Below are 14,344 nucleotides of genomic sequence, written 5' to 3' on the forward strand. Positions count from 1 at the left end.
TCTGTAAACGCTAGCCTGAATACAGTTGCTGACGAGAGGACTCCCATGAGCACACTGCCGAACCTCAACCCGCCCGTCATCCCCGATGCCGAGCTCCTCGCTCTCGCCGAAGGGCGGCACAACGGCCCGCACGGCGTGCTCGGCCAGCACCTGCTCGACCCCACCGATGCGGTGGGTGATACCGAAGCCCCAGTAGTCATTCGAGTGCGCCGCCCGCTGGCCGAGTCGGTCACCGTCGTGCTCGCCACCAGCGGTGAACGCGTGGCACTCACCCACCTTGCACATGGCATCTGGCAGGGCACCCACACCCGCGGCCTCGACGACTACCAGATCGCCACCGAGTACGCCGACGGTGTCGAACACCTCGAAGACGACCCCTACCGTTTCTTGCCCAGCATCGGCGACCTCGATCTTTTTCTCATCGGCGAGGGGCGGCACGAGCGGCTCTGGGAAGTGATGGGTGCACATGTGCGTGAGCACTGGGGCACCCACGCCGCCGTCGCCGGCACCTCGTTCACCGTGTGGGCACCGCACGCCACCGCCGTGCGAGTAGTCGGTTCGTTCAACGACTGGGACGGCGCCAAGCACGCGCTACGCCGACTCAACGAGGGCGGCATTTGGGAGCTGTTCATCCCCGGTGTGAGCGCCTACGCCACCTACAAGTTTCAGATCCTCACCGCCGAGGGCAACTGGATCGACAAGGCCGACCCAATGGCCCGCCACACCGAACGCCCGCCACACACCGCATCCGTGATCGCATCCACCAACACATACGAGTGGAATGACAGCGCCTGGATGGAGCGTCGCGCTGCCACCGACCCCCACAACTCGCCCATGAGCGTGTACGAGGTGCACGCCATGTCGTGGCGACCGGGGCTCAGCTATGTCGAGCTGGCTGATGAACTCATCGACTACCTCGACCAGACCGGCTTCACACACGTCGAGTTCATGCCGCTAGCAGAGCACCCCTTCGGTGGTTCGTGGGGCTACCAGGTCACCGGGTATTTCGCCCCCACCTCACGGCTCGGCTCACCCGACGAACTGCGCTACCTGATCGACCGGCTGCATCAGGCCGGCTATGGCGTGCTGATGGACTGGGTGCCGGGGCACTTCCCGAAAGACTCATTCGGGCTGGCCCGCTTTGATGGGCAGGCGCTCTACGAGCATCCCGACCCGCGCCTTGGCGAACAGCTCGACTGGGGCACGCTGGTGTTCGACTACGGCAATTCGCAGGTGCGCAACTTCCTCGTCGCCAACGCGCTGTACTGGCTCGAGGAGTTTCACATCGACGGGCTGCGCGTCGACGCTGTCGCCTCGATGATCTACCGCGACTACTCGCGTGACAATTGGCTACCCAATGCCGATGGCGGCCGCGAATACTACGAGGCGATCGACTTCTTGAAAGAGGTCAACGCCACCGCCTACAAGCTCTACCCCGGCATCGTCATGATCGCCGAAGAATCAACCAGCTTTCCGGGCATCACCCGGCCCACCGATTGGGGCGGCGTCGGGTTCGGTCTCAAGTGGAACATGGGCTGGATGAACGACAACCTGCGCTATATCTCGCGTGACCCCATCCACCGCAGCTATCACCAGGGCGATCTCAGCTTCTCGTTCGTGTATGCCTGGAGCGAGCAATACATGCTGCCGATCTCGCACGATGAGGTGGTGCACGGCAAGGGCTCGATGTGGACGAAGATGCCCGGTGACGATTGGCAGAAGGCCGCAAATATGCGCGTGTTTTACGGCTACCAGTGGGGCCACCCCGGTAAGCAACTGCTGTTCATGGGGCAGGAAATCGGCCAACCCAACGAATGGAGTGAACAGCGTGGCATCGACTGGTGGCTGCTCGATAACCCCACCTTCGCCGGTATTCAGCGCTGGGTGAGCGATCTCAACCAGCTCTACCGTGACACCCCGGCTCTGTGGGAGCTCGACAACGACCCGGCGGGGCTGCAGTGGGGGTCGGCTGACGACGCCACGCACAGTGTCATCACCTTCATTCGTCGCGACCGCGGCGGCGGCGAACTGCTGTGTGTTTACAACTTCTCGAACAGCGTGCTCGACGACTACCGCGTCGGTGTGCCCACTGTTGGTGCGTGGCACGAGGTGCTCAACTCGGATGATCTGCGTTACGGCGGCTCGGGAGTCGTCAACCCGAGCGACCTACTGGCCGACCCGGCGGCGCCGCTGCAGGGACACGCACAGTCGCTGACACTGCGTATCCCACCACTGGGCGCCACGTTCTTGAAACCGGTCGACTAGCTGTAGCAACCGGCCGGCAGCTGACCGCACAAACAACGGGGCCGGTTACGCATCTGGATGCGTAACCGGCCCCGCGACGTTCGGTAACGAACTACGCAAACAGCAGGTTCGTCAGTTGCTGGCGTGCCCGCTGCACACGTGCATCCTCGTTACCAACCACTTCGAAGTATTCGAGCAACCGCTCGCGAATCGCCGTCTTACCTTCGGCAGCCACGCTGTTAAACAGCGCCAGCAACCGGTTGCAGGCGTCATCGACATGCCCTCCCGACAGATCGAGATCGGCAACCTCAAGCTGCGATGCAAGGTCGTTCGGGTTCTCGGCGGCACGCTCACGAATCTCGGCGAGCGTCTTCCCCTGCAATCGTCCCAGTAGTCGCACCTGCGCGAGGCCGGTGCGGGCAGCATTGTCGCCGGGCTGTTCGGCGAGAGCCTGCTCATACGCCTGCTGGGCGGCGGCAATGTCGCCACGCTCAAGCGCGTCGCGGGCAGCCTGGTGCAGCGGTGGCAGCTCGGGTTCGGCAGCCGGCGCAGCCGGTGAGGCACCGGCCGCAATAGTTGCGGTCATTCCGCGCTGGGTGGCCGCTTGAATCAGCTCAGCCACGAGCTGCTCGATCTGCTCGCGTGGCGGGTTGCCGTTAAACAGCGGCATGGGCTGACCGGCAAAAAGCGCGAGAGTTTGCGGCTGCCGACCCAGATGCGGATGCTCGTCGAGGTCGATGCGCAGCAGCGCAATGCGGCCGTTCGCGGCGCGAACCACCTGCTCGAGCACGGGCACGAGTTCGCTCGACTCGTGCGACCAGCTGGCGTGCATCTGCACCAGCACTGGCAGCACGGTCGACAGCTGTGCAAACTGTTCGAGTTCGGTGTCGGAGCCCTCGATAACAACATCGGGCAGCGGAATCTGCTGCGGGGCACCGGGTTGACCTACCGACGGGGCGGCGTCAGCCGGCTGCGGCTCGGATGTGTGAGAAGATCCGGCCCGGGCGGGCTGAGGTTGCTGTGCCCCGGCAGCGCCAGCGAGTGTGCTCAGATCGACCGCTCCCCCGCTGCCTGCAATCGGAGTTGAACCGTCGTTTGCCTGGTCGTCAGCCATTGGTATTTACCTCATCCTTTGTAAGTTCACGGGCACCGGTCATCGCCTGCGAGGCACCAAGGAACATCACCTTGCCACCAGATTTTTCCGAGGGGATGTAGAACAGAAGCTGATCGGTATAAACCCGCTCGAAACCAAACTCTGAATTGTCTTTGCCAGCAAGGGCAGCGGTGCGGCCGGCTACCGAGATACGCGAGCGGTCGTTGACGGCGCTGAGCCTTTCGGATTCGCGAATTGAGACGGCAACAATTGCGCCACCGTCAAGTGTGGTCACTCCGACCGGCTTTGTGTCGCTTGCCGAATAGCTGAAGTCGAGTTTGGCGACCTGTGCGTCGACGCCGTCACGCTCGCTCTTGCGATAGGCATCGTTTACCTGTTTGCGGAGCGAATCGTTGTCGGCAGCGAACTTCTCGGCGTGCTCCGACTTGTCGCCCTTGCTGATGATGTCGGCGTATTCTGCAGCAATCTGGTCGGGTTTGTGGGCGAGCCCGTCAACCAGTTGCGATAGCGGTGTGGCACCGATCTCAACGGGTGCCGCTTCGGGCAGTTCAACACCGGGCTCGAGCTGCACCAGCGAGGTGATGCGATATCCCTCGCGCGCAGTCTGCTGCACCAGCACCGCACCGAACGGTACGGCATCGGCCAGGCCATCAGAGGTGGCGTTAATCACAGCAAAAGCCGTGCGCGGCCAATCCTGTTTCGCATCCGGCACCAGATACGCGACCTTGCCGGTTGGGAACGGCACCGGCCCGGGTAGCTCACCGTCGGCGCGCTGTGCCTTATACAGTGCCTGGCGCTCGGCGAGCGCGTCGCCGGCAAAGCGCGATTCGAGCAGTTTGGCGTCGAGCTGCTTATCGGCTTCTTTAGCGAGTGCGCCGGCATCGGCAATGATCTTGTCGGCACGTTCAACCGAGAGCACCGGATAGTGAGCGCCCTCGTCCATGATGGCCGCATCCGCCTCGGATGTGGGGGTGCCGGTGGGGGCGATTTCGGTGCCTGTCCAGGTCTGCGGCCAGTATTGCGGCGCGCAGCCGGCCAGCGCGAGGGCGCCCGCCAGCAGCACGGGCGCGACGAAGAACACCTGTTTGGGTGCGTGCGAGCGATTGCGACCGCGGGGACGCTTCCACTTCGAGTCTTCATCGTCGGGCGTCGGTTCGGCGGGCTTATCAACAACCGGTTCTGGTGCGAAGGTAGGCTGAGGCTGAGCGGGCGGCTCCGGTTGAGCGGGCGGCTGCGGCTCAGTGTTGGCCTCGGGTATGGTCGGCAGTGCCACTCCAGCCACGGGGGATGCGGTGTGACCAAACAACTCGTCGGCTCGCTGCCACTGCGGCGTATCCGGTTCGTCAACCACGACCGGTTCGGATACCGACGCGACCGGCTCGTCGACCACGACCGGATCGGATACCGACGCGACCGGCTCGGCATCGTGGTGCTGCGATGCCTCGTGCCAGTCATGAGCTACCGGCTCAGTATCGCGAATGATCGGGATTTCTGAAGTCGGCAGCGGCTCTTCGGCAGCATCGCGTGGCTGGAAGGGTGTGGACAGATCGAGGTCGGGGGTTGACTCAAGTTCGATATCGATCTCGTGATCGCGCCGCGCGGTCTCGGCTTCGGCGATTTCGCTGGCCGCCACCTGTTCGTCCCAGTGCACGGCCGACCATTCGTCGCCCTCACCAGCAGCCTCTGCCTGCTCCGCTACTTCGGCCTTTTCGACCGGCACCACCGGCGCAACCACCTGGCGGCGTTGCGCGCGTCGACGCGCGGCCAGCGCCCACCACAGCAGCAGCCCAGCCACCACCAGCAGCACCGCGCCCGAGACAATCAGCGGCCCCGACAGCGGAGCGTACCCTCCGAACGGCCAAGTGATTGCCACTTTCGACGGTGCCGGATGCGCACCATCGCTCGCAATCAGCATCGAGTAGCCGGGTGCGACAACGGTGTTAATCGTCAGTTCACCATCACCCTCGATGGTTTCGATCCACAGATCGCTATTGAGAGGATTCGGCACCTTGGTTTCGGAACCGGCGGAGGTAAACTCCAAAGCTTCTTGGTCGGCATGGCCATCAGCGCTCGGGCCGAGGCTGATGACATCGTGTTTGGCCTCGCCAACCCAACCGCGCACATCACTGGTGCGACCGATGGCTACAGCAATCTTGCCGTCACCGGAAATCTTGATCGACTGGGCGCCGGCGTGTGACGACAGCACCTTTTCATCAAGTACCAGCACCGGCGCATCAGACTGCGATTCGCCACTGGCAGTAATCGAATCAATAGCGGCTGCCTCCGAGAACTGCATCAGACCAATCGTCAACAGCACGGCACCGGCCACCGCCGCAAGCGCAGACAGAATAAATCGCACCAGTTCTCCTCCGTATCCGACCGATTGCCCAACTCTTGGTTACCGAACGGGTGCTCAATTTTAAACCAGCACCCTGTTTTCACCTGGGCAGAAGGTCAATACGGCCGGCCACGGCCACTTTTTTCGATATGTAAATTTCGGGTTACGGGGGCACACTAGGCTCTTGCCCGAGCGTAGACGCACGGCGTCGGCAACTTTACCGGGAGGTTTGATTCGAGTGGATGACTTCAATTTCACCATTGCGATGCGCGGGTACATCCGTGAAGAGGTAGACGAGGCAATCGCGCAGCTCAAGCAGCGCATTAAACAGCTTGAAAACGAGTCACAGCAGGCTTCCCGCATGCTGCGGGATCGCGAGAACGAACTCCAGCGACTCACCAAGCGCAACTCCGAACTACAGCAGGCACTCAAAGAGAACGATGCTCCCACCTATGCGGGCCTTGGCACCCGACTTGCCGGTACGCTCGCCACGGCTGAAGAGCAGGCGGCCCGACTCATCGCAGATGCCAACCGTGAAGCCGATCGCCTGCTGAGCGAGGCACGCCAGAACGCACTCAAAGTGCAGCAAGACGCCAACGACTATTCCGAACGTGTGACCGGCGAGGCTGACGCATCCGCCCGTCGCATTCAGGCCGAGGCACAGTCGACCGCCGACCAGCTCGTCGAAAACGCCACCCAGGAAGCCGAACTCACCCGCCAAAACCAAGAGAGCGAAATTGAGTCGGTCAAAAACCAGATCACCGCTGAACTGCGCGAGCGTCGGCACTCAACCGACCGCGAAATCGCTGCCGCCCGTGCCGCCGTCAACGAAGAAATCGCCCGGCAGCGTCAGAAGCACGAAACCGAGCTGGCCGAATCGCTCGCCAAGCTCGCCGAACAGCAGCGCACATTCGAAGAGTTTCGCCTCACCGGCACCGCCGAAGTTGAGCAGGGCCGCGAAGCCCTCAAGCGCGACCTCATTGAACGCCGCGCCGAGCTTGAGAACGAGCTGGCGCAGCGTCGCCACCAGCAAGAGAAAGAGCTCAGCGAAGCCCAAACTCGTTTCGACCGCGAAACCAGCACCGCTCGCGAAACGCTCAACGCCGAGCTGACCCGCCTGCGCACCGAGGCAGAGTCGGAAGCGCAGTCGCTGCGCGAACAGGCCGAGCGTGAAACCGCCGCGCTGCGTGAGATCGCCGAACGAGAGGCAGCCGATCTGCGTGCCCAGGCCGAACTCGAAAGCGACGAAGTGCACCACGCCCTCGAACGCGAACAGAACGAACTGCGCACCCGACTCAACGCCGAGCTGAGTGAACAGCGCGAAACGGTCATGCGCGAGCTGGCAGAGGCACGCTCGAAGCAAGAAGTTGAGCTAACCACCAAGCGAAACGAACTTGAGAAGCAACTGGTCGCTGCCGGACGCAACGCCGAGGCTGCAGCTAAGCGCATGATTGACGAGGCCACCGAACAGCTGGCCGATCTCAACCAGCGCAGCGAACAGGTGCGACGCGAATCGAACAAAGTCTCAGCCGACGCTCGCGCCCGAGCGCAAGAAACAATCGAGTCGGCCGAACGTCGCGCCGCAACCCTGCTCGAGCAGGCAAACCGCCAGGCACGCGAGCGCGCCCGCGAGTTCGAAGAGCGCAGCCGCGCCCAAACTGCCGACGCCGAACGTCGTCTTCGCGAGTTGCAAGATGAACGCGACGAGGTTATCGGCTATCTTGACCAGATGCGCGCAGTTTTCCAACAGCTCAATATTCCAACCCCACAGCAGTCAGCCAAACCTTCCGAGCCGGCAGCTCAAAACGACTCCGAACCCACCAAGACTAAAAAGTCATAATGCAGATCGAGAACCCCGTCCGCGTCGGATTTTTCGGTGCGATCGGTGTGCTGCTGGCGGTCTTTCTCGCCGGCATGCTCTCGTCGCTATCGACTGTGCTCACCTATATCGGTGCTGCACTGTTTCTGGCGCTGGGGTTTGAACCGCTGATCGCATGGCTCGAGCGCCGCCGCTGGCCGCGACCGCTGGCAATGCTGGCAACAATTGTGTTCGTCGCGGGAGCGGTGGCGCTCGTGGTGTGGGCCATCGTGCCCTCGGTATCAGAACAGGTGAATGAGATCGGTGTGCGCTACGGCGCCATCCTGAACGACCTCATCAACTCGAATATCGCTGAGTGGGCGCGCAACACTTTCCCACTGCTCGATATCAACAAGGTGATTGCCGAGGGCACCGCCTGGCTGCAGAAAAATGCCGGGGCCATCACCGGCGGTGTGCTGCAGGTGGGCGTGGGCATCGTTAACGGCTTGTTCGGCGCAATGATCGTGTTCATTCTGATGACCTACTTCATCACCAGCATGAACTCGCTCAAGCGGGCGTTTTACCGGCTCACGCCAGGCTCAAAACGAGCCACCGTGGCACGCATCACCGAAAAGGTTACTGGTTCGGTTGGTAAGTATGTGATGGGCCAGATCGGGCTCGCTGCAGTCAACGGTGTGCTGTCGTTCATCTTCCTGACCATCATTGATGCATCCATGCCGATGGTGTTCGCGGTGCTGGCATTTCTCGGGTCTCTCATTCCGATGGTCGGTACGATCTCTGCCTCCGCGCTCATCGTCATCGCACAGCTGCTGCTAGCCACACCCGAATCTTCGGTGTGGTGGATCTGTGCGATTTACTACCTCGTGTATATGCAGATCGAAGCGTATGTGCTGTCGCCGCGCATCATGTCTTCAGCGGTGAAGGTGCCCGGATCTATCGTGGTGATTGCGGCGCTCACCGGCGGTACGCTGCTGGGTCTGCTCGGCGCTCTCATCGCTATCCCGGTGGCGGCGAGCATCATGATCATCGTCGAAGAGGTCATCATCCCGGTACAGGACGAACGCTAGCGTCGCACCGGTCGCACTACCAGCGCTGCCAGCACGGAGTGTGCCAGTGCCGGCGATCGGCCAGTGCCGATTCATCTCCCATGATGCTGTCGGCACGCCACACGGCCACATGTGCCACCCCAATACCCACTTCACGCCCGCAGCCCGGGCACCGGTAGGGCTTTTGTGCACGCTCAGCGCGGATTGGTTGCACCGTCCATTCGGCCCCGTGACGTGCCTCGGTGCGCCGCATTGCGCCCCGGATGCGGCCAATGTCGAGGGGTTCGGGTTCGGTGTGCCACTTATTGTGGCGTCGCCGGCTGCCGCGGCCCGACCGGTTACGCTGCGCTGACATAGCTTCCAGTGTAATGGGGCGGTAGCACAAGCATTCGGGCATACAAAAGAGGTTCGGGCACAGCATTGCTGTGCCCGAACCAACACTTCTTAGGTTACGGCTTAGTACCAGCCGTTGGCGTTACTGTGGGCAAGCGCGGCATTCCAGCTGCCGTAGCGCGAATTCACATAGCCGTTACCCCAGCGCAGAGCGTCAACCGGGTTGTTCCATTGGCCCGGAATCTTGCTGCAGGGTAGCGCCTGCACCAGACCGCAGGCACCGCTGTATGGGTTCACGGCGTCTGGGTTCCAGCCCGACTCGCGTGAGATGAGCGCGTCGGCGGCACCCCACTGATCTTCGGGAATACCCGCGGCGGCCATCCACTCGCTCTTCGATCCGCCGCCACTGTAGGGAACATGCGACGGTTCAGCCGGCTCCTGACTCGAGTTGCCGCTGTCTGCGGTCGACTCACCCGAGTCGGACGCTACCGGCTCAGGCTCGGGTTCGGGCTCGGGAGTGGGCTCAGGTTCAAGCTCGGTGCTGACCTTTTCTTTGCGCTCAACCGGCACCACCGCGCCGAGGTTCGACTGGTACGACTGCGAGTTCGCCGCAGAAATCTCTGCTACCGAAGGCAGCTCAACTGCCTGTGCGGTGGGGGCGGGCGCGTTGGTGTGGAAAATCGCCGTCAGGGCGATACCGGCAGTCACGCAAGCACCAATCGAGCCTGCAATCATGCGGTTGCGGCGGGCCGCAGTGAGAGCAGCAGGACGCGCAGCTCGGGTGGCACCGGTACGCTGCAGCTGGCTCATTTTGGTCACCTTCCGTTTGGGAGCAATAGCATCAACGGTAACGGAAAGGTCACGAAATAACAACGGAACGGTAGCGGCCGGAGGGAAACTCCCAGGATGCAGTGCCGCGGATGCACCCTGTCGACACAAATACCGCTCGGCCGCGTTAGCGAATCGCGAGCATCACATCGACGAGTGCGTCAATCAACAGATCAACCTGACCCTCGTCGTAACCGCGACGCTTCGAAGTGAACGCCACCCCGCGCGCCTGGCGCAGCGTCATAGGTTGTTTGCCGCGCAGAAACTGGTCGATCTGATCACAAAACTCGTCAACCTCATCCACCGAGTAGCCACGCTGCAGCACCGACACTCGACGGAACCGCTCTCCCTTTTCGCGCTGCACACGCTTCAGCACTGCGCGAGCGGCTTCCTTCACCTCAGAGTCAAACTGTTGGCGTCCAAGCTGGGCGACACGTTCTTCGCGTTCGCGCACCGCTACCGCATCCTCGAGCCGCTCGAGCGCCGCATCCACGTGCGGAGCTGAATAGCCACGCTTGCGCATGGTAAAAGCTGTGTGACGGATACTCTTCGCGGTCAGGCGCTTACCGCCCGAGCCGTTGTCAAAATTCTCATAGCGTTCGCGAGCCACTCGCAGCGCCCGGTCGACCTCTTCACGGTCGTAACCGAGCTCACCACGGGGCGCGGTGGGAAACGGGGTTTGATTCGTCACGGTTCCTATTGTGCCATTCCTCGCTAGGCGTTCACTTGCATCAGCGGTGCCGACCAAAAATACAGCGCAAAAGCCATCGCCCCCGACGGCAACATCGAGTCGAAACGGTCAAAGAATCCACCGTGGCCCGGCAGCCAATTCGAAATATCCTTAATCCCCAGGTCGCGCTTTACCATCGACTCGGTGAGATCGCCCGCCACCGCCGTGATCGTCAGCATCGGCCCCATGATGAGACCAAACCACCACGGCAGATCGAGGATGAACGCGCAGGCGATCACCGCGACCACCATGGCCGCGATCCCACCGCCGATAATTCCTTCCCAGGTTTTACTTGGGCTGATGCGCGGCGCCAGCGGCGTGCGCCCGAAGCGCATCCCGAACATATAGGCCCCGGTATCCACGCACACGACCACAGCCCCGAAGGTCAACACCCACAGCTCACCACGCGGTTGCGCCGCCAGCAGCACGGTAAACGACCCCAAAAAGGTCAGGTACAGCTGCACGAATGCGCTCGAAGACAGATCGCGCCCGAGGCCTCGCCCCCTGGGTAGCGACGAGTCAAACCAACTTGCAGCCAGCCGCCACACGCTCACCAGCAGCAGCCCGAGCAGCAGTCCAGCCCACTGCCATGACGGCCCATAAAAATAACCCAGCGGCACCACACCAATAGGTACCAGCGCCGACGGAACACGCGGCACGTACAGCCCGGCGCTACGCATCGCGGTAATAAGCTCTACCACCAGTGCGAGCACAAACCCGGTTCCCACCAGCACAAACCAGCGCTTATCAAACACCAGACTGACGGTCATCAACCCAATCAGTCCCACTCCCACCGCGGTGGCCTTGAACAGATCACGACCACTGCGCTCGTTAACGCGCGAATTAAACGAGCGCACCCGAGCAGCGATTCGCTGCCGCTCGCCCGAAAACGGGCTGCGGTTCATCTCGGGTGCGCTCACGAAAACCGTCCAGTTCGGTGACTAAACCTCAAGCAGGTCGGCTTCTTTAGCCTTCAACGCATCGTCAATCCGGTCGACGTACTGTTTGGTGATCTTGTCGAGTTCTTTCTCGGCGCGGGCGATTTCGTCGTCGCTGATCTCACCCTCGAGCGCCTCAAGATCGGTCTTTGCCTTGCGTCGCACGTTGCGGGCGGCGATGCGCGCCTCTTCAGCACGGTCGCGCGCGAGCTTCACGTACTCTTGGCGACGCTCCTTGGTGAGTTCGGGCATCACCACGCGGATCAAATTGCCGTCGTTGGTGGGGTTCACGCCCAGGTTCGGCTGCGCAACAATTGCCTTCTCGATCTCTTTAATCACCGACTTGTCGTAGGGAGTGATAACGAGCATCCGGGCTTCGGGAACTTGCAGCGAGGCGAGCTGACCGATCGGGGTCGGGGTGCCGTAATAGTCGACCGGAATCTTGTCGAACAGGCCGGGGTTGGCGCGGCCAGTGCGGATGTTGCCAAATTCATCCATGGCGTGCTGAACGGCACCTTCAAGCTTGTCTTTAGCCTCGGCAAGAATGTCGGAGATCACTGATTTTCCTTTCGCTGCAGCGGATGAAGCCATCCTAGTCATTACGAACACCGCGCCGAGTCATTGGCCGGCTCGGCAGCGTCATTTGGCGATACCGAACCGACATTCGGATGCGGCTGGGCCGACGCGGGCAGGCCAAAAAGCTGATCAAACGCCCACGCAAACATATAGGTGTAGATGAGGAAGAAGACGAGCACGCCCGCTTCCAGCACCAGCGCTTCCCAGAGCGAAATGCCGAACCACAGCGCAAAAAACGGCACGATAATCAGGGCCAGGCCGCCTTCGAAACCCACCGCGTGCAGAACGCGTCGCCCCATGCTGCGACCGCGCCGCGATTGCCGCGCTTCCCCGCGCTCAAACAGCCAGTTGAACACGAGATTCCAGATCACCGCGGTGAGTGAAACAGCGGCACTGGCAATTGCTGAGGCTGCCAGGTCTTGGCCCATCAGCATCATGTAACCGGTGGTGAGCGTGAGCGCGATCAGCTCGTACGCCGCCACATAGACGATGCGGCGGGTTACCCCCTGCAGTGAATAGATCATGGCTCGATCGCACCCCGAGGCCAGCAGTTGCACAGAATCGCCGACCTCGGTGCGCCAACTTAGAGCGTCTCGGTTGCCGTGACCGAGTTCGACACCAGCGTGCCGATATCGGCACCGCGAATCGCCTGATCGATATTGCCCTCAGGCTGCATCCCAAACACTCGCATTGACATGTTGTTGTCTTTGCAGAGACTGAACGCGGTTGAATCAACCACTTTCAGGCCGCGCTGCAGCGCATCCTGGTATGAGATCTTGCGGATGAGTTTTGCGTCGGCATCTGCGCGAGGATCGGCGGTGTAGACACCGTCGACACCATTTTTGGCGACGAGCATGACATCGGCATGGATTTCCAGTGCCCGCTGCGCCGCGACAGTGTCGGTCGAGAAGTATGGCAACCCAGCGCCGGCACCGAACACCACCACGCGACCCTTTTGCATGTGTCGCTCGGCCCGCAACGGAATATACGGCTCGGCCACCTGCCGCATCTCGATGGCCGACTGCACGCGCGTGGGAGCTCCCGCCTGCTCAAGGAAGTCTTGCAGCGCAAGCGCGTTCATGACGGTGCCGAGCATCCCCATGTAGTCAGCGCGACTGCGATCCATCCCGGCATCGGCCAGCTGCGCGCCACGGAAGAAGTTACCACCGCCAACCACAATCGCGACCTCCACTTCCTGCACCGCGCTCGCGATCTCCTGGGCGATCGCACGCAATGTGGTCGGATCAACACCGAGTTTCCCACCACCGAACGCTTCGCCCGAGAGCTTCAACATGACGCGCCGACGTTTGCCATTGATCGACATAGATCTCCTTTGTTGCGCCGCGGGTTCGTGCTGCCGGTAAAGACACGCTCCGCAGGGGTTCTTTTTTTGAGCCTACCCAGTAGTTCCGAGCCGCTTGTTCAGCTAGCGGTAGGCAATGTGTTCGCACTCCTAACGGCGGAAGGGGATGTTCTGCAGAACATCCCCTTCCGGCCGGTAGTGACAGATTTACGCTTCGTCGGCGGTCTCGACGCCAGCGCCAACTTTGAGGCGTGCGAAGTCGATGACCTTGATACCGGCGTTGTCGGCAACCTGAGCAATCGTGAACTTCGGGTCACGAGCATATTCCTGCTCGTTCAGCACGATCTGCTTGAAGAAGGCACCGAGGCGACCCTCGACAATCTTCGGCAGTGCAGCTTCGGGTTTACCCTCGGCACGGGTGATCTCTTCAACAACGCGACGCTCGCTGTCGATCGCGTCCTGCGGCACGTCGTCACGGTTGAGATACGAGGGGTTTGCGAAGGCGATGTGTTGCGCGATACCGTGTGCGGTTTCGGTGTCGTCACCCTCGTAACCAACAACCACACCAACCTGCGGGGGCAGGTCTTTCGAGGTGTAGTGCAGGTAGATGTCGAACTTGTCGCCCTTAACGAGGCGGACGTTGCGAAGTTCGAACTTCTCGCCGATAACCGCAGCAACCTCGTCGATCAGCTCGGCAACGGTCTTGTCACCGGCCGGCGCGGCAAGCGCGGCCTGAGCGTCAGCGGCGCCGGCAGCGGCAGCGGCTTCAAGCACCTGGTTAGCCAGTTCGATGAACTTGTCGCCCTTGGCAACGAAGTCGGTTTCGCAGTTGAGTTCGATGATGGTTGCGGTGCCGTTGCCGTTGTCTTTAACGGCAATCAGACCCTCAGCGGCCGAGCGGTCAGCGCGCTTGGCGTTACCCTTTGCACCCTTAAGGCGCAGGATTTCAGTGGCTTTTTCGAGGTCGCCGTCAGCTTCCTCGAGCGCCTTCTTGGTGTCGGTCAGGCCGGTGCCGAGCTGTTCGCGCAGCGCCTTAACGTCAGCAATCGTGAAGTTCGCCATAAAAGTTGGTCTC

At 61.7% G+C, this 14,344-nt stretch carries 13 protein-coding genes; 3 read left to right on the plus strand and 10 right to left on the minus strand.

Annotated elements, in window-relative coordinates:
- The first annotated feature begins 45 nt into the window (after positions 1-45).
- Positions 46-2,265 (plus strand): 1,4-alpha-glucan branching protein GlgB, encoded by a 2,220-nt coding sequence (gene glgB, locus RQ865_RS03375; RefSeq protein ID WP_311477532.1) that lies wholly within the window; start codon positions 46-48, stop codon positions 2,263-2,265.
- Between the two features lie 91 nt (positions 2,266-2,356).
- Here glgB and RQ865_RS03380 read toward each other — a convergent pair whose 3' ends face one another.
- Positions 2,357-3,358, minus strand: a complete 1,002-nt coding sequence (locus tag RQ865_RS03380; RefSeq protein ID WP_311477533.1) for a tetratricopeptide repeat protein — start codon at positions 3,356-3,358, stop codon at positions 2,357-2,359.
- Positions 3,351-5,717 carry a hypothetical protein gene (locus RQ865_RS03385; protein WP_311477535.1) on the minus strand — a complete coding sequence of 789 codons (2,367 nt, stop codon included), beginning with the start codon at positions 5,715-5,717 and terminating at the stop codon, positions 3,351-3,353. Before RQ865_RS03385 ends, RQ865_RS03380 begins: the two co-directional genes overlap by 8 nt.
- 217 nt (positions 5,718-5,934) lie before the next feature.
- Between RQ865_RS03385 and RQ865_RS03390 the strand changes: the two genes are divergently transcribed.
- Together RQ865_RS03390 and RQ865_RS03395 are read left to right on the plus strand one after the other, a co-directional pair.
- A complete protein-coding gene (locus RQ865_RS03390; RefSeq protein WP_311477536.1) occupies positions 5,935-7,536 on the plus strand; it encodes a hypothetical protein in 1,602 nt (533 codons plus the stop codon).
- Entirely contained in the window at positions 7,536-8,582 is a 1,047-nt protein-coding gene (locus RQ865_RS03395; protein WP_311477538.1) for an AI-2E family transporter, read from the plus strand. The genes RQ865_RS03390 and RQ865_RS03395 overlap by 1 nt, the downstream gene beginning before the upstream one ends.
- A 16-nt stretch (positions 8,583-8,598) precedes the next feature.
- On the opposite strand, the gene RQ865_RS03400 is transcribed toward RQ865_RS03395, so the two are convergent.
- The 8 genes from RQ865_RS03400 to tsf all read right to left on the minus strand — a co-directional run bounded on the left by RQ865_RS03400 (position 8,599) and on the right by tsf (position 14,331).
- Positions 8,599-8,916, minus strand: a complete 318-nt coding sequence (locus RQ865_RS03400) for a hypothetical protein (RefSeq protein ID WP_311477539.1) — start codon at positions 8,914-8,916, stop codon at positions 8,599-8,601.
- A gap of 101 nt (positions 8,917-9,017) precedes the next feature.
- Entirely contained in the window at positions 9,018-9,704 is a 687-nt protein-coding gene (locus RQ865_RS03405; RefSeq protein ID WP_311477541.1) for a transglycosylase SLT domain-containing protein, read from the minus strand.
- A 145-nt stretch (positions 9,705-9,849) separates the two neighbouring features.
- Positions 9,850-10,413: a DivIVA domain-containing protein gene (locus tag RQ865_RS03410; protein WP_311477543.1), complete on the minus strand. Its 564-nt coding sequence runs from the start codon at positions 10,411-10,413 to the stop codon at positions 9,850-9,852.
- A 23-nt stretch (positions 10,414-10,436) separates the two neighbouring features.
- The gene (locus tag RQ865_RS03415; RefSeq protein ID WP_311477545.1) at positions 10,437-11,372 is read right to left on the minus strand and encodes a phosphatidate cytidylyltransferase; all 936 of its coding nucleotides are present in this window, start codon (positions 11,370-11,372) and stop codon (positions 10,437-10,439) included.
- A 21-nt stretch (positions 11,373-11,393) separates the two neighbouring features.
- A complete protein-coding gene (gene frr / locus RQ865_RS03420; RefSeq protein ID WP_311477547.1) occupies positions 11,394-11,948 on the minus strand; it encodes a ribosome recycling factor in 555 nt (184 codons plus the stop codon).
- Between the two features lie 41 nt (positions 11,949-11,989).
- Positions 11,990-12,490, minus strand: a complete 501-nt coding sequence (locus RQ865_RS03425) for a PACE efflux transporter (protein ID WP_311477548.1) — start codon at positions 12,488-12,490, stop codon at positions 11,990-11,992.
- A gap of 59 nt (positions 12,491-12,549) precedes the next feature.
- Positions 12,550-13,290 (minus strand): UMP kinase, encoded by a 741-nt coding sequence (pyrH, locus tag RQ865_RS03430; RefSeq protein ID WP_311477549.1) that lies wholly within the window; start codon positions 13,288-13,290, stop codon positions 12,550-12,552.
- 186 nt (positions 13,291-13,476) lie between these two features.
- Positions 13,477-14,331, minus strand: a complete 855-nt coding sequence (gene tsf, locus RQ865_RS03435; RefSeq protein ID WP_311477551.1) for a translation elongation factor Ts — start codon at positions 14,329-14,331, stop codon at positions 13,477-13,479.
- Positions 14,332-14,344: the final 13 nt, after the last annotated feature.

It is taken from the genome of uncultured Gulosibacter sp. (genome assembly GCF_963509965.1).
GTDB lineage: Bacteria > Actinomycetota > Actinomycetes > Actinomycetales > Microbacteriaceae > Gulosibacter.